The sequence below is a fragment of the Caballeronia sp. ATUFL_F2_KS9A genome, assembly GCF_023630765.1.
Lineage (GTDB): Bacteria > Pseudomonadota > Gammaproteobacteria > Burkholderiales > Burkholderiaceae > Caballeronia > Caballeronia zhejiangensis.
On sequence record NZ_JALQEK010000017.1, the window covers coordinates 24,116 to 44,236 of the forward strand.

Annotated in this window: 26 protein-coding genes; 4 read left to right on the forward strand and 22 right to left on the reverse strand. The window is 61.2% G+C overall.

What is annotated here, in order from left to right; genetic code table 11:
* Nucleotides 1-23 precede the first annotated feature (23 nt).
* Nucleotides 24-305, forward strand: coding sequence for an LPS translocon maturation chaperone LptM (gene lptM, locus NCS67_RS11730; RefSeq protein WP_008344068.1), 282 nt, complete (start codon nucleotides 24-26; stop codon nucleotides 303-305).
* 44 nt (nucleotides 306-349) lie between these two features.
* Nucleotides 350-1,612 (forward strand): diaminopimelate decarboxylase, encoded by a 1,263-nt coding sequence (gene lysA, locus NCS67_RS11735; RefSeq protein ID WP_175983046.1) that lies wholly within the window; start codon nucleotides 350-352, stop codon nucleotides 1,610-1,612.
* A gap of 50 nt (nucleotides 1,613-1,662) precedes the next feature.
* Here lysA and msrQ read toward each other — a convergent pair whose 3' ends face one another.
* The 5 genes from msrQ to NCS67_RS11760 all read right to left on the reverse strand — a co-directional run bounded on the left by msrQ (nucleotide 1,663) and on the right by NCS67_RS11760 (nucleotide 7,716).
* Complete coding sequence (gene msrQ / locus NCS67_RS11740; RefSeq protein WP_008344065.1) at nucleotides 1,663-2,301, reverse strand: protein-methionine-sulfoxide reductase heme-binding subunit MsrQ; 639 nt, start codon at nucleotides 2,299-2,301, stop codon at nucleotides 1,663-1,665.
* A gap of 3 nt (nucleotides 2,302-2,304) precedes the next feature.
* The gene (gene msrP / locus NCS67_RS11745; RefSeq protein ID WP_250435270.1) at nucleotides 2,305-3,294 is read right to left on the reverse strand and encodes a protein-methionine-sulfoxide reductase catalytic subunit MsrP; all 990 of its coding nucleotides are present in this window, start codon (nucleotides 3,292-3,294) and stop codon (nucleotides 2,305-2,307) included.
* A 132-nt stretch (nucleotides 3,295-3,426) separates the two neighbouring features.
* Entirely contained in the window at nucleotides 3,427-4,629 is a 1,203-nt protein-coding gene (gene ccsB, locus NCS67_RS11750) for a c-type cytochrome biogenesis protein CcsB (protein ID WP_008344060.1), read from the reverse strand.
* Between the two features lie 4 nt (nucleotides 4,630-4,633).
* Nucleotides 4,634-6,865, reverse strand: a complete 2,232-nt coding sequence (locus tag NCS67_RS11755; RefSeq protein WP_250435271.1) for a cytochrome c biogenesis protein ResB — start codon at nucleotides 6,863-6,865, stop codon at nucleotides 4,634-4,636.
* Nucleotides 6,866-7,041: 176 nt separating this feature from the next.
* On the reverse strand, nucleotides 7,042-7,716 hold the full coding sequence (locus tag NCS67_RS11760) for a c-type cytochrome (protein WP_033536975.1): 675 nt from the start codon (nucleotides 7,714-7,716) through the stop codon (nucleotides 7,042-7,044).
* 300 nt (nucleotides 7,717-8,016) lie between these two features.
* On the opposite strand from NCS67_RS11760, the gene yihA reads away from it, so the two are divergent.
* Nucleotides 8,017-8,679 (forward strand): ribosome biogenesis GTP-binding protein YihA/YsxC, encoded by a 663-nt coding sequence (gene yihA / locus NCS67_RS11765; RefSeq protein ID WP_008344055.1) that lies wholly within the window; start codon nucleotides 8,017-8,019, stop codon nucleotides 8,677-8,679.
* A gap of 254 nt (nucleotides 8,680-8,933) precedes the next feature.
* Entirely contained in the window at nucleotides 8,934-9,932 is a 999-nt protein-coding gene (gene hemB, locus NCS67_RS11770; RefSeq protein WP_008344053.1) for a porphobilinogen synthase, read from the forward strand.
* A 36-nt stretch (nucleotides 9,933-9,968) separates the two neighbouring features.
* Here the strand turns inward: hemB and dsbD are convergent, their stop codons facing one another.
* The 17 genes from dsbD to rpsN all read right to left on the reverse strand — a co-directional run bounded on the left by dsbD (nucleotide 9,969) and on the right by rpsN (nucleotide 20,116).
* Nucleotides 9,969-11,789 (reverse strand): protein-disulfide reductase DsbD, encoded by a 1,821-nt coding sequence (gene dsbD, locus NCS67_RS11775; RefSeq protein WP_250435273.1) that lies wholly within the window; start codon nucleotides 11,787-11,789, stop codon nucleotides 9,969-9,971.
* Nucleotides 11,782-12,093 carry a divalent-cation tolerance protein CutA gene (gene cutA / locus NCS67_RS11780; RefSeq protein WP_250435277.1) on the reverse strand — a complete coding sequence of 104 codons (312 nt, stop codon included), beginning with the start codon at nucleotides 12,091-12,093 and terminating at the stop codon, nucleotides 11,782-11,784. The genes dsbD and cutA overlap by 8 nt, the downstream gene beginning before the upstream one ends.
* 168 nt (nucleotides 12,094-12,261) lie before the next feature.
* Nucleotides 12,262-12,657 carry a 50S ribosomal protein L17 gene (gene rplQ, locus NCS67_RS11785; RefSeq protein WP_008344047.1) on the reverse strand — a complete coding sequence of 132 codons (396 nt, stop codon included), beginning with the start codon at nucleotides 12,655-12,657 and terminating at the stop codon, nucleotides 12,262-12,264.
* 138 nt (nucleotides 12,658-12,795) lie between these two features.
* Nucleotides 12,796-13,773 carry a DNA-directed RNA polymerase subunit alpha gene (locus NCS67_RS11790; RefSeq protein ID WP_008344045.1) on the reverse strand — a complete coding sequence of 326 codons (978 nt, stop codon included), beginning with the start codon at nucleotides 13,771-13,773 and terminating at the stop codon, nucleotides 12,796-12,798.
* Nucleotides 13,774-13,907: 134 nt separating this feature from the next.
* Nucleotides 13,908-14,531, reverse strand: coding sequence for a 30S ribosomal protein S4 (rpsD, locus tag NCS67_RS11795; RefSeq protein ID WP_008344042.1), 624 nt, complete (start codon nucleotides 14,529-14,531; stop codon nucleotides 13,908-13,910).
* Nucleotides 14,532-14,691: 160 nt separating this feature from the next.
* Entirely contained in the window at nucleotides 14,692-15,096 is a 405-nt protein-coding gene (rpsK, locus tag NCS67_RS11800) for a 30S ribosomal protein S11 (RefSeq protein WP_006052224.1), read from the reverse strand.
* 28 nt (nucleotides 15,097-15,124) lie between these two features.
* Nucleotides 15,125-15,490 carry a 30S ribosomal protein S13 gene (gene rpsM, locus NCS67_RS11805; protein WP_008344037.1) on the reverse strand — a complete coding sequence of 122 codons (366 nt, stop codon included), beginning with the start codon at nucleotides 15,488-15,490 and terminating at the stop codon, nucleotides 15,125-15,127.
* 41 nt (nucleotides 15,491-15,531) lie between these two features.
* Nucleotides 15,532-15,648, reverse strand: coding sequence for a 50S ribosomal protein L36 (gene rpmJ / locus NCS67_RS11810; protein ID WP_004199844.1), 117 nt, complete (start codon nucleotides 15,646-15,648; stop codon nucleotides 15,532-15,534).
* 20 nt (nucleotides 15,649-15,668) lie between these two features.
* Nucleotides 15,669-15,887, reverse strand: coding sequence for a translation initiation factor IF-1 (gene infA, locus NCS67_RS11815; RefSeq protein ID WP_004521905.1), 219 nt, complete (start codon nucleotides 15,885-15,887; stop codon nucleotides 15,669-15,671).
* An 8-nt stretch (nucleotides 15,888-15,895) separates the two neighbouring features.
* Nucleotides 15,896-17,242, reverse strand: coding sequence for a preprotein translocase subunit SecY (gene secY / locus NCS67_RS11820; protein ID WP_008343935.1), 1,347 nt, complete (start codon nucleotides 17,240-17,242; stop codon nucleotides 15,896-15,898).
* 41 nt (nucleotides 17,243-17,283) lie between these two features.
* Entirely contained in the window at nucleotides 17,284-17,718 is a 435-nt protein-coding gene (gene rplO, locus NCS67_RS11825) for a 50S ribosomal protein L15 (RefSeq protein ID WP_008343934.1), read from the reverse strand.
* A gap of 29 nt (nucleotides 17,719-17,747) precedes the next feature.
* Nucleotides 17,748-17,930, reverse strand: a complete 183-nt coding sequence (rpmD, locus tag NCS67_RS11830) for a 50S ribosomal protein L30 (protein ID WP_006400644.1) — start codon at nucleotides 17,928-17,930, stop codon at nucleotides 17,748-17,750.
* A gap of 10 nt (nucleotides 17,931-17,940) precedes the next feature.
* Nucleotides 17,941-18,459, reverse strand: coding sequence for a 30S ribosomal protein S5 (gene rpsE / locus NCS67_RS11835; RefSeq protein WP_008343875.1), 519 nt, complete (start codon nucleotides 18,457-18,459; stop codon nucleotides 17,941-17,943).
* Between the two features lie 14 nt (nucleotides 18,460-18,473).
* A complete protein-coding gene (gene rplR / locus NCS67_RS11840; protein ID WP_008343872.1) occupies nucleotides 18,474-18,839 on the reverse strand; it encodes a 50S ribosomal protein L18 in 366 nt (121 codons plus the stop codon).
* Nucleotides 18,840-18,851: 12 nt separating this feature from the next.
* Complete coding sequence (gene rplF / locus NCS67_RS11845) at nucleotides 18,852-19,382, reverse strand: 50S ribosomal protein L6 (protein WP_008343868.1); 531 nt, start codon at nucleotides 19,380-19,382, stop codon at nucleotides 18,852-18,854.
* Nucleotides 19,383-19,400: 18 nt separating this feature from the next.
* On the reverse strand, nucleotides 19,401-19,796 hold the full coding sequence (gene rpsH, locus NCS67_RS11850) for a 30S ribosomal protein S8 (protein ID WP_008343866.1): 396 nt from the start codon (nucleotides 19,794-19,796) through the stop codon (nucleotides 19,401-19,403).
* A 14-nt stretch (nucleotides 19,797-19,810) separates the two neighbouring features.
* A complete protein-coding gene (gene rpsN, locus NCS67_RS11855; RefSeq protein ID WP_008343864.1) occupies nucleotides 19,811-20,116 on the reverse strand; it encodes a 30S ribosomal protein S14 in 306 nt (101 codons plus the stop codon).
* Nucleotides 20,117-20,121 lie beyond the last annotated feature (5 nt).

Consider the following 20,121-nt stretch of genomic DNA (forward strand, 5'->3'; position numbering starts at 1 on the left):
CGATTAAACGTATAGGGACGGTCATGCGAGTCGTTTTCAAGATGAGCGCGATTGTAGCGGCTTTGAGCATCGGCGCCGCGGCAACGCTCTCGCTCGGCGGTTGTGGGCAACGCGGTCCGCTGTATCTGCCAAGAGTGCCGCCGCTGCCGCAACGTCCCAACGACCTCCAGAATACGCCGCCTTCGAACGTCGCTCCGGACAGCGAAACGGCATCGAGACAGCCGCTCTCGCTTTCGCCCGAGACCGATCTCAAAACCAGTCCCAATGGTGCATCGGCGCCGAAAGCCGCGTCGTCCGCTTACTGATCCTCGAGCCTTAACGCCTTCCTGGCGCACTTTCGATTCCACGCATGAGTGATTCCGCATTCCACTACGTCGACGGCGTGTTGCACGTCGAAGGCGTCTCAGCCGCGTCGCTCGCGGACCAGTTCGGCACGCCGCTCTACGTCTATTCGCGCGATGCCCTCACGCGCGCCTATCACGCTTACGCCGATGCCTGCGCCGGCCGCAAGGCAACGGTGCACGTCGCGGTGAAGGCGAACAGCAATCTCGCGGTGCTCAACGTGTTCGCGCGCATGGGCGCGGGCTTCGACATCGTGTCGTCGGGCGAGCTCGCGCGCGTGCTCGCGGCCGGCGGCAAGGCGGAGAACACGGTGTTTTCGGGCGTCGGCAAGACGGCGGCCGAAATGCGCGAGGCGCTCGAAGCGGGCGTCAAGTGCTTCAACGTCGAGTCGATTCCCGAGTTGCACGCGCTCAACGAAGTCGCGAAGTCGCTCGGCAAGAAAGCGCCGGTTTCGCTGCGCGTGAATCCCGACGTCGATGCAAAAACGCATCCGTACATCTCCACCGGCCTCAAGTCGAACAAGTTCGGCGTCGCGTTCAGCGATGCGCGCGCGACGTACGCGCAAGCGCATGCCATGCCGAATCTCGATGTCGTCGGCATCGATTGCCATATCGGCTCGCAGATCACCGAAATCAGCCCGTATCTCGACGCGCTCGACAAGCTGCTCGAACTCGTCGAGCAGATCGAAGCGGACGGCATGAGCATTCGTCACGTCGATGTCGGCGGCGGTCTCGGCATCACCTACGACGACGAAACGCCGCCCGATATCGGCGTGTTCGTGAAGACGCTGCTCGATCACATCGAGAAGCGCGGCCACGGTCAGCGCGAAGTGTATTTCGAGCCGGGGCGCTCGCTCGTCGGCAACGCGGGCGTGCTGCTGACGCGCGTCGAGTTCCTGAAGCCGGGCGAGGAAAAGAACTTCGCCATCGTCGATGCCGCGATGAACGACCTCGCGCGTCCCGCGATGTACGAGGCGTTTCATCGCATCGTGCCGGTCGTGAAGCGCGACGAGAAAGCGCATACATACGATGTCGTCGGTCCGGTATGCGAAAGCGGCGACTGGCTCGGACGCGATCGCGAGCTGTCCATCGCGCCCGGCGATCTGCTCGCGATCTGCTCGGCGGGCGCGTACGGCTTCGTGATGAGCTCAAACTACAACACGCGTCCGCGCGCCGCCGAAATCATGGTCGATGGGGAACGCGCGCGGCTCGTGCGCGAGCGTGAGGAAGTGAAGCAGCTGTTCGCCGGCGAATCGATTCTGCCGGACTGAAGCGCCGCGCTTCGAACGAAAAAGCGATGCCCTGACAAGCATCGCTTTTTTTATGCGCGTCGCGCTTTGAGCCAGGCGATCACGCGCCAGCCGAGCAGCACGATCACGATCGAGCCGTAGATCTTCGGCAGTTCGAGATCGTGTTTGCCCGCCTTCATCCACCAGAAATGCAGGATCGCGAGCGCGGCGATCAGATAGATCGCGCGATGCAAGGTCTGCCAGCGACGGCCGAGCTTGCGCACCATCGCTTTCGGCGATGTGACCGCGAGCGGAATCAGCAGCACGAACGCCGCGAAACCGACCGTGATGAACGGCCGCTTGCCGATGTCCTTCAGCATCGCGGCGACATCGAACCATTTGTCGAACCAGATGTACGTCGTGAAGTGCAGTACGGCGAAGAAGAACGCGAAGAGACCGATCATCCGGCGAAAGCGCGCGAGCGCCGTCACGCCCGTCAGGCGGCGCACGGGCGTGATCGCGAGCGTGATGCACAGATACACGAGCGTCCAGAGGCCGGTCGAGCGCGTGATGAATTCGATCGGATTCGCGCCCAGGCCGCCCGTCGCGCCGAGCAGCACGAGACGTGCGAGCGGAAACAGCATCGCGACGAACACGACGATCTTGACCGGAACGATCCATCGCGGTCCCGTCGCGACGCGCGCGCTTTTGATCTGGGAAGCGGACGACATCGTTCAGAAGTTCTTCTTCAGATCCATGCCGGCATACATCGACGCGACCTGATCGCCGTAGCCGTTGAACATGAGCGTCTTGCGTTTCGGCTGAAAGAAACCGTCCTCGCCGATGCGCCGCTCGGTCGCCTGACTCCAGCGCGGATGATCGACATTCGGATTCACGTTCGAAAAGAAGCCGTATTCGCTCGGCGCGTAGAGATTCCAGCTCGTTGGCGGCTGCTTCTCGACAAAGCGGATTTTCACCAGCGATTTCGCGCTCTTGAAACCGTACTTCCACGGCACGACGACACGCACCGGCGCGCCGTTCTGGTGCGGCAGCACTTCGCCGTACAAGCCGACGGTCAGCAGCGTGAGCGGATTCATCGCCTCGTCCATGCGCAGACCTTCGGAATACGGCCATTCGAGGATCGGCGTCGAAAGTCCCGGCATCTGCGACGGATCGGCCAGCGTGATGAACTGCACGTACTTCGCGTTGCCCGTCGGCTCGGCGCGCTTGATGAGCTCCGACAACGACACGCCGATCCACGGAATCACCATCGACCAGCCTTCGACGCAGCGCAGCCGGTACACGCGTTCCTCGAGCGGCGCGAGCTTGAGAATGTCGTCGATGTCGTAGACCTTCGGATTCTTGATCGCGCCCTCGACGGACACTTTCCACGGCCGCGGACGCAGCGTGCCGGCGTGGGCGGCGGGATCGTCCTTGTCGGTGCCGAACTCGTAGAAGTTGTTGTAGCTCGTGATGTCCTTGAACGGCGTCGGCTTGTCGAGCGCGACGAACTTCGGGTTGGTCGTCGCGGCCAGCTTCTGGCCTTTGGCGTCGGGCGATGTCAGCGTCGCGTGGGCGAGGCCGCTCGCGCCGGCGAGTCCTGTCGCGGCGAGCGCGCCGAGCGAACGAAGCGTGCGCCGGCGATTCTCGAACACGTCGCGCGGCGTGATTTCGTGACTCGCAATGTCATCGCCGTACAGATTACGGCCTTGTTTGATCCACATGAAGCGTGACTCCTTCCGTTCATTCTTGTACGGAGAAAACAGCAGATTGGATGCCAGTATTCCACCGCAAAACGAAAAAAAACCGCCAGCGCTCGTCACGCATGGCGGTCTTTTTCGATTCGACGCTGCCGATCAGAGCTTGCCGTAACTATGCAAGCCCGAAAGGAACATGTTGACGCCGAGGAACGCGAAGGTCGTGACGATCAGGCCCGTCAGCGCCCACCATGCGGCGGCGGCGCCGCGCAGGCCTTTCATCAGGCGCATGTGCAGCCACGCGGCGTAGTTCAGCCAGACGATCAGCGCCCAGGTTTCCTTCGGATCCCAGCTCCAGTAGCCGCCCCACGCTTCCGCCGCCCACAGCGCGCCGAGGATCGTCGCGATGGTGAAGAACGCGAAGCCGACGGCGATCGACTTGTACATCACGTCGTCGAGCACTTCGAGCGACGGAAGGCGGTCCGCCATGAAACCGCGCTGCTTCGCGAGATACGCGACGGAGACCATCGCCGAGAGCGCAAAGCTGCCATAGCCGATGAAGTTCGCCGGAACGTGGATCTTCATCCACCAGCTTTGCAGCGCGGGGACGAGCGGCTGAATCTGCTGTGCATCGCGCGCGATCGAATACCACATCAGGAAACCGACCGCCGCGCTGATCACGAGCAGCACGAACGCGCCCATCGCGCGCGTCGAGTAATGCTGCTCGTAGTAGAGATAAAACAGCGACGTGATGAGGCAGAACAACACGAAGACTTCGTACAGATTCGAAATCGGAATATGGCCGACGTCCGAGCCGATCATGTAGGACTCATACCAGCGCACCATCAGGCCGGTGAAGCCCATCAGCACCGCGACCCACGTCATGCGCGAGCCGATCGCGCCGCCCGTCTGCGAGCGCGTCGCAAGGCCGATCCAGTAGAAGAGCGTCGCGAGGATGAAGAGCGCGCTCATCCACAAGATCGCGGACTGGCTCGACAGGAAGTACTTGAGGAAGAAGTTCGTGTCGGCGCGAGCGAGGTCGTGCTGATAGAGCTGGATCGAGAAAAGCGACAACACCGCGATCAACGCGATCAGCAGGCGTACCGGTTTCCAGCGCCAGCCGAGCACGACGAACGTCGGCACGGCGCCGACCAGCACGGCCGTGTCGTACACGTCCATGTACGCGTGATAGCGGTTCAGCGCGAAACCCGCGCCCGCGACCATCGCGAGGGCGAAGAGCCAGTCGATCAGCGTGAGCCTGCGCAGGAACGGACGATCGTCGAACTCGGCGACATCGGGAAGCCCCGATGCCGGACGTTCCGTCTTGGCGGAGGCGTGGGAGGAAGTCTGTGTGAGGTCCATGATCTTACCGTGTTGAAACTTCCGAGCTCGGGGTCTCGGTTTGCGAATGCCGGTGCGCGTTTTGCGCCGGGGACGGATCGGCCGGTACTTCCGGCTTCACGCCGAGCGCCGCTGCGATCTGCGCGCGCGTACGCACGAACTCTTTCTCGAAATCGAACGTGCGGCGGGCGGTGGACATCGCCATCAGCACGCTCGCGCCGCCCTGGCCCGTATCTTTGAGCCAGAACCAGAGCCGGCGTTCGCGCACGTAAAACATCGCGAAAATGCCGACGACCAGCAGAAGGCTGCCAAGATACACCAGATTTTTACCCGGCGCGCGCGTCAACTGGAATACCGAAGCTTGCACCTGCCTGAAGTTGTCCAGTTGCAGAAAGACCGGCGAACCGTACAGAAAGCTGTCGGAAAGCGCGTTGATGGACGATTGCACGAACGCGGCGTTCTTATCGTCCACTTTAGCCGCGGGCTGGCCGTTTTGCTCTCGGGAAATCTGCCATACGTCCCACATCGCGCCTTCGAGCATCCTCATCAGCAGGCCGGCGGCTTTCTCCTGCTCGCCCTTCGGCACCGATTTGTCGATAAACATCGCGATGCTCTGGAAACCGCCAATCATCTGCGGATTCGTCGTCGCCTTGCCGGTTTCATCGGCGCCTGCGAAAAGATTCAGCACGCGGACGGCGCTTTCCTCCAGATGTTTCTGCAGTTCACCGTTTTCCTGCGGCACCGAACGCAACGCGAAACGATGCGCGGCTTCGGCGCGCGTCGCCGGCGTCGCGAGCGCGGCGCGCAGGTCCATCCACTGTTTGACGGTGCCCTGATCGTCGGCGGGAATGCGCAGATAGCGGAACGGATCGTTCGGGCTCAGGCGCATGCCCGCGAGGAACATACGCTGGCCGCTCACGTCCACGGGCACCATGTAGTTGCTGTATTCGCGCGCCTGGCCGTCCGTGCCGCGCACCTTGTATTGCACCGACGGGCCGATATTGCGCAGATCCGTCGGTCTCGACGTTTTGGCGCCTGAGCCGAGGCGCTCGTCGAATGCATCGCGCAGCGTTTCCTTCTTGCCGACGCCGCGCGCGTCGGGCGCGCCGCTGCCGTCGGTCATGTTCTCGACGTTGATCGCGCGGAAATCCGTGAACTCGACCGTCTCGCCCTGCGCGCCCGCGAACTGCGCGCCGATGGGCGCCGTGCCGCCGATCGTCCCGCTGAACGGCGCGGTCTTCGCGCTGCCGCCGGTCATCGGCCAGGCGGTCATTTCGAGTTTCGAGCCGCCGTCCTGAAAGCTCGATTGATAGATCGAAATGCCGTCGTAGGTGAACGGCTTGTTCACTTCGATGCGCGCCGGAATGCGCTTGCCTGTCTTGTGATCGATCACGACGATATCGCTCGCGAAGAGCTTCGGCATGCCGGTCGAGTAGTAATCGACGATGAACTTATTGAGCTGAATCGAGAACGGCAGGTCCTGAATGATCGAGCCGTCTTGCTGATTCAGTATCGCCGTGCCGACGAACTGCCCTTCGGGCACCCATGCGTAGCCGCGGAAAGTCGGATTCGACGTTGAAAGACGATGCTCGCGCGGAATGTCGTTGATGACGGCGTTGCTGTTGATCGGCGTCTTGTTGAACATCCACATCTGCAGCTTGATGGGCAGATTGCTGTCCAGCAGACCGCCGATACAGATCACGACGATCGCCAGATGCGCCGAGATATAGCCGATCTTGGTCATCGCGCCGCGCTTGGCGGTGATGAGCGTCGCGCCGTTGTCGGTCTCGCGCGTCTTGAAGCGGTAGCCCATCTTCGCGGACAGGCGTTCGAGCGTCGCGGCGGTCTGCGCGCGATCGGCCGTGACCGTGAACTCGCCCTTGTGATGGAACGCGCGCAGCCCGCCTTCGTGCACGCGATCCTTCCAGCTCTTGATGTCCGCGATCATCTTCGGGCTGTTTCGGATCACGCACAGCGACACCGAGATTACGAGGAAAATCAGGATCAGCATGAACCACCATGCGCTGTACACGGTGTAGATGCTCAAGCCACGGAAGATGTCCGCCCAGAACGGGCCGAATTGATTGACGTAGTTCGGATACGGATCGTCCTGCGTAAGCACCGTGCCGATGATGCTCGCGATCGCCAGAATGACCAGCAATGCGATGGCGAAGCGCATCGAACTGACGAGTTCGACGAAATGCCTGATGGCCCGACGGCTCGACTTCGACTGCAAACCCGATGTGGTGACGCTCATTCAAACTCCGGCTGGACAGCAAAAAAGGGTGGAGACGCTGGCGGTCTTTGTCGACCGACGTCCCACCCTTTTCTTGTTTTCGCGCCGGTCTTCTCGGATAGTCCGGGACCGGCTTCGTAGTATGGGCGATTCTCCGTCTCTGCATGGAGAACCGCTGGACGCTGACTGCTATGCGTTCAATGCAAACCGGCGATGTAGTCGGCGACCGCCTTCATCTCCGCTTCGTTCAGGCGCGAGGAAATCTGGTGCATCGGCTCGCTGTTGTTGCGTTGTCCCGATGCGAAGGCGTTCAACTGCGCCACTGTGTAATCGCCCCACTGCCACGACAGCCGCGGATACTGCACCGGAATGCCCATGCCCGTCGCGCCGTGGCACGCCGCACACGCCGGCACGCCCTTGTCCGCGATGCCGCCGCGGTAGATCTTCTGGCCCAACGCGACGTCGTTCTTGTCGCGCGCGTAATTGGGCTTTGCCTTCTGCGACGCGAAGTACGCCGCGACGTTCACCATGTCCTGATCCGATAGCGCGCCCGCGATGCCCGCCATGATCGGATTGTTGCGCGCCGGTGCCTTTGCACCCGGCTGCGTCTTGTAATCCTTCAACTGCTTGACGATGTACTCGGCGTGCTGCCCCGCGAGCCGCGGAAATGCCGCGCCGGCGCTGTTGCCGTCTGCCGCGTGACACGCCGCGCACACCTGAGTCGCGATAGCCTGGCCTCGCGTCACATCCGGCTTGGCCGGTTGCGCGGGCTCCGCCGCACTCACTGACGTCGATACCGCCAGACCACTCAAACCTGCACCGAAAGCCGCCGCTGCCCGAATCACCACCAGAGACCTGTACAGTCGGTTCATTCGCGTACCCTGTTTTTCGTCTTGTGAGAATGTGAGGTTCTGCAAAAAACGACGGCGACCGATCATCGCCGCAAGATACCCGAACTCGCTGAACGAAGAGGCCAAAAGTACGCCTCTGAAAACTGTCTCGCTCCTTGTGGGTGCCGCCTGCGGCTTGGGTCTTGCGTGCCCGCTGATCTTTAAAAATCCGTCGTATTGTACAATAACCCGCTATACGCAAAGACGCCAGTCGGGGCATGCCCAGTATTTGCCGGGTTCTCAAGGCTTCGGTTTTCGCAGCGCTTTCGATTGGACCCGCCCATGTCATTCCTGCTTCATCAATCCCGCTTCTTCACGACCGTCAACCATCTGCGCGATCTGCCGCCGACGCCGCAACCCGAAATCGCATTTGCGGGGCGCTCGAACGCCGGTAAATCGACGGCGATCAATATCCTCTGCAATCAGAAGCGGCTTGCTTTCGCGAGTAAAACGCCGGGGCGCACGCAGCACATCAATTACTTCTCCGTCGGTCCGGAAGCCGCGCCGGTCGGCTATCTCGTCGACCTTCCCGGATACGGTTACGCCGAAGTGCCGGGCGCCGCGAAGGAACATTGGCAGCGGCTGCTTTCGACGTACCTGCAAAGCCGCGCGCAACTGTGCGGCATGATCCTGATGATGGATTCGCGCCGGCCGCTCACCGACCTCGATCGCATCATGATCGACTGGTTCGCGCCGACCGGAAAACCGATTCACGCGCTGCTCACCAAATGCGACAAATTGACGCGACAGGAGATGACGAACGCTCTGCGTGCGACCAAGAAATCCTTCGCTGAATATAAAGACGCGGGCTATCGCGGCGAACTCACGGCGCAGCTCTTTTCGGCGCTCAAACGGACCGGCATCGACGAGGCTCACGAACAGATCGAAAGCTGGCTGATACCGGAAGAAGCCGGCGAAAACGCGTCAGAAGACGCAGCCGAGTGAGCGCGGCGCGTGCGCGCCGGCATAAAAAAACCCGCCGCATAACGGCGGGTTAATAGCCTAATCGAATAACGACAGGCACCCGCTCAGGGAGGAGAAGCGGGGAGTCCGGCGGCAAGCGCCTCGCTCGATCGGTATGATATACCATTGTCTCAAAGCGGTTTCAGACGCAGCCAAGTGCTTGTTCGGCAAGGGTTTAGGCGTCTCGGAACACGTTTTCGACCTCCCCTGAAGACCACCCAAATTCGAGTCGAAATATGAGCTTCTATCCTCACCATCGCCCGCGCCGGATGCGCCGCGATGACTTCTCGCGCCGTCTGATGCGCGAAAACATCCTCACGACGAACGACCTCATCTATCCCGTGTTCATCGTCGAAGGTACGAATGTGCGGCAGGCCGTGCCGTCGATGCCCGGCGTCGAGCGCACGTCCGTCGATTTGCTGATGAAAGTCGCCGAGCAATGCGTCGAACTTGGCGTGCCGGTGCTGTCGCTGTTCCCGGCGATCGAACCGTCGATCAAGACGCCCGATGGCCGCGAAGCCACGAATCCGGACGGTCTCATTCCGCGCGCCGTGCGCGAGCTGAAGAAGAACTTCCCGATGCTCGGCGTGCTGACCGACGTCGCGCTCGATCCGTACACGAGCCACGGCCAGGACGGCGTGCTCGACGAAGAAGGCTACGTGAAGAACGACGAAACGAGCGAAATTCTCGTCGAGCAGGCGCGCACCCAAGCTGAAGCGGGCGTGGATATCGTCGCGCCGTCGGACATGATGGACGGGCGCATCGGCGCGATCCGCGAGATGCTCGAAAGCGAAAGCCACATCCACACGCGCATCATGGCGTATGCGGCGAAGTACGCGTCGGCATTCTACGGCCCGTTCCGTGACGCCGTCGGTTCCGCAGCGAATCTCGGCAAGAGCAACAAGATGACGTATCAGATGGACCCGGCCAACTCCGACGAAGCGATGCGCGAAGTGCGCATGGACATCGAGGAAGGCGCGGACATGGTGATGGTCAAGCCGGGCATGCCGTACCTCGACATCGTGCGGCGCGTGAAGGACGAGTTCCGCTTCCCGACGTACGCGTATCAGGTGAGCGGCGAGTACGCGATGATCAAGGCGGCCGCGCAGAACGGCTGGATCGATCACGACAAGGTCATGATGGAAGCGCTGCTCGCGTTCAAGCGCGCGGGCGCGGACGGCGTGCTGACGTACTTCGCGCTGGATGCGGCGCGGATCATTCGCGCTTCCGTGTAAGCGCCAAAAGGGCGATGCGAGTGCATCGCCCTTTTTTTATCCGTTCAGTTTATCGAGACTCTTCAGGAACGTATCCGCCGATTCATACCCGACCACGCGCGCGACTTCGTTGCCCTGCGCATCGAAGAAGATGATTCCCGGCGGCCCGAAAAGCTTGAAGCGCTTGAGGAGAATTTGATCGTTCGTGTTGTTGGCGGTCACGTCCGCGCGCAGAAGATTCAGTTGCGCGAGGCGCGCTTGCACACGGGCGTCGGAGAAAGTCAGCTTCTCCATTTCCTTGCACGACACGCACCAGTCCGCGTAGAAATCGAGCATCGCGGGACGCGCCGCCGCTTTGACCGCCGAGTCCAGTTCCGCCGATGAACGCACCGGCGCGAAGATCAGGCCCTGCGATCGCGCATTCGCCGACGGCTCGCTGCGGGAAGCCAGCACGGCGAGCGGGCGCAGCGGATCTGTCGAACCCGCCGCCAATCCGACGAGCAGCGTCGCCGCCCAGATCGCGAATGCCGCTCCGAGCCCGCGCCCGAGCCGCTTCCACACACCGACAGGCGCCGCCGCGCCCGACGAGAACAATCCGAGCGATGCCGCCGCGATCAGCAGCCATAGCGCCGCGAGCAGCATCTGCGCAACGCCGCCGATGACCGGCCAGACGATCCACAGCGCGGCCGCGAGCAGCACGACGCCGAAGAAGACCTTCACGCCGTCCATCCACGCACCGGCGCGCGGCAGAACCGAACCCGCGCCGAGCCCGATGACGAGCAGCGGCACGCCCAGTCCGATGCCCATTGCGAAGAGCGCGGCGCCGCCGAGCGCAGCGTTGCCGGTGTGCGCGATGAACGCGAGCACCGCGAAAAGTGGCGCAGTCATGCACGCGCCGACCACGAGCGCGGACAGCGCGCCCATCGCCGCGACTGCCGCGAACTTGCCGCCGCTGCGCTTCTGCGATGCTTCGTTGACGCCCGCTTGCCAGCGCGCGGGCAGCGCGATATCGACGCCCGAGATCAACGCGATGGCGAACGCCGCGAGCAGCAGGCCGAACGCGCCGAGCACCCACGGGTTCTGCAGCCACGCGCCGAGGCTTTGTCCGATCAACGCGGCAGCGACGCCGAGCGCGGTATAGACGAGCGCCATGCCGATCACGTACGAAACCGACAATGCGAATCCGCGCGAACGCGTCACGCGCGCGCCTTCGCCGACGATGATCGCGGACAGAATCGGGATCATCGGATACGAGCATGGCAGGAGGCTCAGCACCATGCCGGCAAGGAAATAGAGTCCGACGACTGTGAAGAATCCGCCGCCCTCGAGCATCGATTGCGCGTAGTCGGCGCTGGTCGCGCGCTCGAACCAGGTGTCGCCGGTGTTTGCGCTCGTCGTCGCGGTCGGTGCCGCGCCCGCGGGCTGGAGCGCGTCGCCGCGCACACGATAGGCCTTCTCCATCGGCGGATAGCAGATGCCGCCATCCGCGCAACCCTGCGACGTCACCGCGAGCTCGAACGGCCCGTTCGCTTTCGTCACCGGAATACGGATGATCAGTTCGCCGCGATACGTCTCGACGTCCTTGTTGAACGTCTGATCGAAATGAACCTTGCCCGCCGGAAGTTGCGCCGCGCCTATGGTCGCGTCGCCGCTCTTCACCGCGAACGCGAAACGCTCACGGTACATGTAGTAGCCGTCGGCGATCTTGTAGCGCACGTCCACTTCGCCCGGCTTTTCGGATGCGCTGAATTTGAACGCGACGTCGGGATCGAGGAAATCGTCGGCTGCGCGCGCGGCGCCCGACAGCAGCGCGAACGCCGCCAGGAAGAGAAACGCGCCGAAAAGTCGCCGCGTGACAAGGCGAGAAAACTCAAACATGAAGAAGACGCTGCGTTTCTGCGTTGACCCACTGGCCGTATCCCGGCGATGCATCGACCTGCCAGACGAGGATTTCGGGCGTTTCATACGGATGTCGAGCCTCGACGAAGCGCTGCAATTCTGCGCTGCGCGCGACGCTCGTCTTGAACAACAACTGCACTTCCTGCGACGACTCCAGCACGCCCTTCCAGTGATAGTGCGACGACACGGCGCCGAGATTCGTCACGCACGCCGCGAGCCGCGCGTCCAGCGCCGCTTGCGCGAGCGCATCGGCTGCGGCGGCGTCGGGCAGCGTGGACAGCATCAAAACGACGGGGACGTTCACTCGGCGTGCTCCGAGAGGTTAATTGCGTATCGTAGCATCGGCGGCTGACACTCACTTTTACGCCTCGGCGCGCTGAAATGTCGCAGCCAGAAAGCAAAAAGGCCAAGCTCTAAGCCTGGCCTTTCTGGTAACAACCGAAAACGGGATTTATTCCGCTTCTTGCACTTCTTCCGTCTCTTCGACTTCCGGGCGATCCATCAGTTGGACCAGCGCCATCGGGGCGTTATCGCCGACGCGGAAACCGAACTTCAGGATGCTCAGGTAGCCGCCCGGGCGGTTCGCGTAGCGCGGGCCGAGGACGTCGAACAGCTTCGCGACGGAATCACGATCGCGCAGGCGGTTGAACGCCAGACGACGGTTCGCGAGCGACGGCTTCTTGCCCAGCGTGATGAGGGGCTCGACGACCTTGCGCAGTTCCTTGGCCTTCGGCAGCGTCGTCTTGATGACTTCGTGCTCGATCAGCGAGTTCGACATATTGCGGAGCATTGCCAGACGATGGCTGCTCGTGCGGTTCAGTTTCCGCAGACCATGCTTATGACGCATTTCAGTTCCTTTAACGAGTTTTGATCCAGCTCTTCTATTGCACCCTAATTTGCGTGCACGGGCCGGTCAGGTAAAAGCAAGACGCGGATTTTAAAGCAAAATCCGCGTCTTTGCCAAGTTACGCGACTGCGTTTGGTATTACTTGTCCAACCCGGCCGGCGGCCAGTTTTCGAGCTTCATACCGAGCGTCAGACCGCGCGACGCCAGCACTTCCTTGATTTCGTTCAGCGACTTGCGGCCGAGGTTCGGCGTCTTCAGCAGCTCGTTTTCCGTGCGCTGGATCAGGTCGCCGATGTAGTAGATGTTCTCGGCCTTCAGGCAGTTCGCCGAGCGAACCGTGAGTTCGAGATCGTCCACCGGACGCAGCAAGATCGGGTCGATCTGCGGTGCGCGCGACGGTGCTTCTGCTGCCGCTTCCGTGCCTTCCAGTGCGGCGAACACCGACAACTGATCGACCAGAATGCGAGCCGACTGGCGGATCGCTTCTTCCGGCGAAATCACGCCGTTGGTCTCGATGTTCATCACGAGCTTGTCGAGGTCGGTGCGCTGTTCGACACGTGCGCTTTCGACGGCGTAGCTCACGCGGCGAACCGGCGAGAACGACGCGTCCAGCACGATGCGGCCGATGATCTTGGCCGACTCTTCGCCATAGCGACGCACGTTGCCCGGCACGTAGCCGCGGCCCTTTTCGATCTTGATCTGAACGTCGAGCTTGCCGCCCTTCGACAGGTGAGCGATCACGTGTTCCGGATTGATGACCTCGCAATCGTGCGCGAGTTCGATATCGCCGGCCGTGACAACGCCTTCGCCTTCCTTGCGCAGCGTCACCGTGACTTCGTCGCGGTTGTGCAGCTTGAAGACGACACCCTTCAGGTTCAACAGCAGGTTGACCACATCCTCTTGCACACCATCGAGCGTCGAGTATTCGTGCACGACGCCTGCGATCGTCACTTCGGTCGGCGCGTAGCCGATCATCGACGACAGCAGCACGCGCCGAAGCGCGTTACCCAAGGTGTGGCCATAGCCGCGTTCGAACGGCTCCATAACCACTTTCGCATGGTTCTCACCAAGCGATTCAACTGCAATGATCTTGGGCTTCAACAAACTGGTTTGCATAGGTTTTCCTTTTCAATACCCTCGGCTCGTTACACCGATAAGGCTGACCGGTGACAACCTGAAAATAAACAGCCGAGGCCACCTCTTGCCACGAGCAATCAGGCTCCCCGGCTGTCCATCCATTACCGCCGCGATTAACGCGAATACAATTCGACGATCAGGCTTTCGTTGATGTCGCCGGCGATGTCGCTACGCTCGGGCATCGACTTGAACGTGCCTTCGAACTTCTTCTCGTCGACCGACACCCAGCTCGGCATGCCGCCTTGCTGCGCCAGCGAGAGAGCTTCGACGATACGAGCCTGCTTGCGCGACTGCTCGCGCACGGACACGACGTCGCCCGACTTCACTTGCAGCGACGGGATGTTCGCGACTTGGCCGTTCACCATGATCGCCTTGTGGCTCACGAGCTGACGTGCTTCAGCGCGCGTCGAGCCGAAGCCCATGCGATACACGACGTTGTCGAGACGCGACTCGAGCAATTGCAGCAGGTTTTCGCCCGTCGGGCCCTTGCGGCGGTCGGCTTCAGCGAAGTAGCGGCGGAACTGACGCTCCAGCACACCGTAGATACGCTTCACTTTCTGCTTTTCGCGCAACTGGGTACCGTAGTCGGACGTACGCGCGCCCGAGGTGCGGCCGTGCTGGCCGGGCTTGCTGTCGAGCTTGCACTTGTCGGCGAGGGAGCGGCGTGCGCTCTTCAGGAACAGATCAGTGCCTTCACGGCGGGACAGCTTTGCTTTGGGACCGGTATAGCGTGCCACGTTGCATCCTTAAATATTGATCACGCAAACTTCCGTTGAACTTCAGTCTGCGCTAGTCCGAACCCTTTGGGCCGAACGGTGGGCTTAGTCAAAACTTACTAACGCACGAAACCCGCCGATACTCGCGCATCGACAGGCAACATGCGGTTGCGTCGACGTATTAGATACGACGGCGCTTCGGCGGACGGCAGCCGTTGTGCGGGACCGGCGTCACGTCGGAGATCGCGGTGATCTTGATGCCAAGACCATGCAACGCGCGCACCGCCGATTCGCGGCCAGGACCGGGGCCCTTGATCCGCACTTCGAGGTTCTTCACGCCGTATTCCATTGCCACGCGACCAGCCGATTCGGCTGCGACCTGAGCTGCGAAGGGCGTCGACTTACGCGAGCCCTTGAAGCCCTGACCACCCGAGGTCGCCCATGCCAGCGCGTTACCTTGACGGTCGGTGATCGTGATAATGGTGTTGTTGAACGACGCGTGAACGTGAACCACGCCCTCGGCGACGTTCTTCTTGACCTTCTTGCGAACGCGTTGCGCCGCGGAGTTGTTCGAAGCCTTAGCCATTACGTTTTCCTGTAACTGTCAGTTCCGCTTACTTCTTCAGCGATTGCGCTGCACGACGCGGACCCTTGCGCGTACGGGCATTCGTGCGCGTACGCTGGCCACGCAGGGGCAGGCCCTTGCGATGGCGCATGCCGCGGTAGCAACCCAAGTCCATCAGGCGCTTGATGTTCATCGTCACTTCACGGCGCAGGTCGCCTTCGACGATGAACTTGCCCACTTCGTCACGCAGCTTTTCGAGGTCTGCGTCGGTAAGGTCTTTGACCTTCTTCGAAAATTCCACGCCAGCAGCGGTGCAGATGCCACGCGAACGCGTGCGGCCGATGCCGAAGATTGCCGTCAGGCCGATCTCGGTATGCTGGTGATTCGGGATGTTAACCCCTGCGATACGAGCCATTGTTTTTCCTCAAACAAAAAGCGCAAGCAAAAGCGCGGCGTTCAGCCTTGACGCTGTTTGTGGCGCGGATCAGAGCTGCAAATCACGCGCACAACGCCCTTGCGCTTGATGATCTTGCAATTGCGGCAAATGCGCTTAACCGATGCCATCACTTTCATGATATTACCCTTTTTTCAAATCACTTCGCCCGGAACACGATCCGTGCACGAGACAGATCGTAAGGCGTCAATTCAACCGTAACCTTGTCGCCCGGCAGGATGCGGATGTAGTGCATCCGCATCTTTCCGGAAATATGTCCCAGGACGACATGGCCATTTTCCAATTTCACCCGGAAAGTAGCGTTGGGAAGGTTTTCGATGACCTCACCCTGCATCTGGATAACATCGTCTTTGGCCATAGTCCTTATTAACGCATCGGGACGTTGCCACCCTTGAAGTTTGCCTTCTTGAGCAGCGATTCATATTGTTGCGACATAACGTACGACTGCACCTGAGCCATGAAGTCCATCGTGACGACGACAATGATCAGCAGCGACGTTCCACCAAAATAAAACGGCACGTTCCAGCGCAACACCAGAAACTCAGGCAGCAGGCACACGAATACGATGTAGATCGCACCAGCCAGCGTAAGACGCGTGAGGATGCGGTCGATATATCGTGCAGTCTGATCGCCCGGACGGATACCCGGAACGAAAGCACCGCTCTTCTTCAAGTTGTCGGCGGTCTCCCGGCTGTTGAACACCAGTGCGGTGTAGAAGAAGCAGAAGAAGACGATCGCCAACGCATACAGCAGCACGTACACGGGTTGACCGGGCTTCAGCGCCTCGGCCACGTTGTGCAGCGTGTTCGCGAACCAGTTGGTGCGCGTACCCGAACTGAACCAGTTCAGGATGGTTGCCGGGAAGAGGATGATCGACGACGCGAAGATCGGCGGAATCACACCCGACATGTTCAACTTCAGCGGCAGATGAGACGACTGTCCGCCGTAAATCTTGTTACCGACCTGGCGCTTCGCATAGTTCACGAGGATCTTGCGCTGACCGCGTTCGATGAACACGACCAGATACGTGACCGCCGCGATCAAGACCACGATGATGATCGCCGAGATGATGCTCATCGAACCGGTGCGAACCAGTTCGAACAGACCACCGATCGCGTTCGGGAAACCCGCTGCGATACCACCGAAGATGATGATCGAGATGCCGTTGCCGAGACCACGCTCCGTGATCTGCTCACCGAGCCACATCAGGAACATCGTGCCCGTCACGAGCGTGACGACCGTCGTCAGCCGGAACACCATGCCGGGGTCCAGCACCAGAGCCGGCTGGTTTTCCAGCGCGACCGCGATACCGAACGCCTGGAAGGTCGCCAGAACCACCGTGAAGATACGCGTGTACTGCGTGATCTTACGCTGTCCCGCCTGCCCTTCCTTCTTCAGCGCCTCCATCTGCGGCGACACGATCGACAGCAACTGCATGATGATCGACGCCGAAATGTAGGGCATGATGCCCAGCGCAAAGATCGTGAACCGCGACAGTGCGCCACCCGAGAACATGTTGAACATGCCAAGGATGCCGCCCGACTGGCTCTGGAACAGCTTCGCCAGTTGATCCGGATCGATGCCGGGCACCGGAATATGCGCCCCAATGCGGTAGACGATCAGCGCAAGCAGCAGGAACACTGCACGCCGGCGCAGATCGCCGAATTTCGCCGCGCTTCGACCGGTTTTTGCGAGACTCGGGCTGTTAGCCAAGTACCTTCTCCGATGCTAGTGCTAGTAACGGCGAAAGCGCGTTACTCGGCGAAAGAGCCGCCAGCGGCTTCGATTGCCTCACGGGCGCCCTTCGTTGCCGTCAGGCCCTTCACCGTGACCTTGCGCGTGATCTCGCCGGTCTTGATGATCTTCGCGCTCTTGATGAGCTCGCCGACCAGACCCGCTTGCTTCAACGCCAACAGATCGATTTCGTCGACCGGCAGCTTCTCGAGATCAGCCAGGCGCACTTCACCGACGAATTCCTTCGTCAGCGAGGTGAAGCCGCGCTTCGGCAGACGACGCTGCAGAGGCATCTGACCGCCTTCGAAGCCGACCTTGTGAAAGCCGCCCGAACGCGATTTCTGACCCTTGTGGCCGCGGCCAGCGGTCTTGCCGAGGCCCGAACCGATACCGCGACCGACGCGACGCTTAGCGTGCTTCGCGCCTTCCGCCGGCTTCAGGTTATTCAATTCCATGTTCAACTCCTTGGATCCGTAGGTCGCGCTTAGGCGATGACCTTAACGAGGTACGAGACCTTGTTGATCATCCCGCGCACTGCCGGCGTGTCCTGCAGCTCGGAAACCGAGTTCAGGCGACGCAGGCCGAGGCCACGCACCGTTGCGCGGTGCGATTCGCGGGTCCCGATCAGGCTCTTGACGAGCTGAACCTTGACAGTTTTTTCAGACATGGTGACCACCTTAGCCCAGAATGTCTTCGACGGACTTACCACGCTTCGCAGCGATGTCTGCCGGGGTCGACTGCTTGCGCAGGCCGTCCAGCGTCGCACGAACGAGGTTGTACGGGTTCGTCGAACCGTGGCTCTTGGCCACAACGTTTTGAACGCCCATCACGTCGAACACTGCGCGCATCGGGCCGCCAGCGATCACGCCGGTACCGTCCTTCGCCGGAGCGAGGAGAACCGCCGATGCGCCGTGCTTGCCGTGCACTTCGTGTTGCAGCGTGCCGTTCTTCAGGGGCACCTTGAACATGTTGCGGCGGGCCTGCTCCATTGCCTTTTGAACGGCAACCGGAACTTCCTTGGCCTTGCCCTTGCCCATGCCGATCCGGCCGTCACCGTCGCCAACCACGGTCAGTGCGGCGAAGCCGAGAATACGGCCACCCTTCACGACCTTGGTCACGCGGTTGACCGAAATCATCTTTTCGCGCAGGCCGTCGTCGCGTTCGTCAGCCTGAACTTTCGCTTGCATCTTTGCCATGACGAATTCTTCCCTTAGAACTTGAGCCCGGCTTCACGCGCCGCATCAGCCAGCGCCTTCACGCGGCCGTGGTAGCGGAAACCCGAGCGGTCAAAGGCGACGGATTCGATGCCGGCAGCCTTGGCCTTTTCGGCGATACGCTTGCCGATCAAGGTCGCGGCGTTGACGTTGCCGCCCTTGCCCGACTTGTCGGCCAGTTCAGCGCGCACTTCAGCTTCCAGCGTCGAGGCGCTTGCCACGACCTTCGTGCCGCATGCCGAGAACACTTGCGCGTAGATATGCGTATTCGTGCGATGCACGGCCAGACGCGGAACCTGCAGCTCAGCGATCTTGATACGCGTCTGACGAGCGCGGCGCAGGCGAGATTGAGTCTTATCCATGATTGCGCACCCTTACTTCTTCTTCGTTTCTTTGAGGATCACGACCTCGTCGGAATAGCGCACGCCCTTGCCCTTGTACGGCTCGGGCGGACGATAGCCGCGCACTTCTGCTGCGGTCTGTCCGACTTTCTGCTTGTCGATCCCCTTGATCACGATTTCGGTCTGCGACGGGGTTTCAGCCTTGACGCCTTCCGGCATCTGGTGCACCACGGGGTGCGAGAAACCCAGCGACAGGTTCAGCTTGTCGCCTTGCGCTTGCGCACGATAACCGACGCCAACCAGCGTCAGCTTGCGCTCGAAACCCTTGGTGACGCCTTGCACCATGTTCGCCAGGAGGGCGCGCATCGTGCCGGACATCGCGTTCGCTTCGCGGCTTTCATCCGTCGGAGCCAGCTTCAACGTGCCGTCTTCGTTCGTCACGGCAACCAGCTTGTTGACCGGTTGCGAGATCGTGCCGAGCGGACCCTTCACGGTGATGACGTCGCTCTTGATGGCCACTTCCGCGCCTTGCAGCGCGATCGGGCTTTTACCTACTCGAGACATGTTTCTTCTCCTTAGGCGTTAAGCGACGTAGCAGATGACTTCGCCACCGACGCCGTTCTGGCGCGCCTTGCGGTCGGTCATCACACCCTTCGGCGTCGACACGATTGCAACGCCCAGGCCGTTCATCACGGTCGGGATGTCATTGCGACCGCGGTACACGCGCAGACCGGGCTTCGATACGCGCTCGAGGCGCTCGATAACCGGACGGCCAGCGTAGTACTTCAACGCGATGTTCAATTCCGTCTTCGCACCTTCCGACTTGACTGCGAAGTCGTCGATATAACCTTCGTCCTTCAAAACCTGCGCAATCGCAACCTTGACTTTCGACGAGGGCATAGTCACCGAAACCTTCTCGACCATCTGCGCGTTGCGGATGCGAGTCAGCATATCGGCGATAGGATCACTCATGCTCATTTATGTTTCTCCTATTACCAGCTCGCCTTGGTCAGGCCAGGGATTTCGCCGCGGAAAGCGATTTCACGAATCTTGCCGCGTGCGAGTCCGAACTTGCGGAACGTGCCACGCGGACGACCCGTGATCGCGCAGCGGTTACGCTTGCGAGTGGGGTTCGAGTTACGCGGCAGTTGTTGCAGTGCCAGACGCGCGAGGTAACGCTCTTCGTCCGACTTGCTTGCGTCGTCGATCACAGCCTTCAGCTCAGCACGCTTCGGAGCGTACTTGGCTGCCAGGCGCGCGCGCTTCTTTTCACGTTCGATCAGTGCCAGTTTAGCCACGGTAA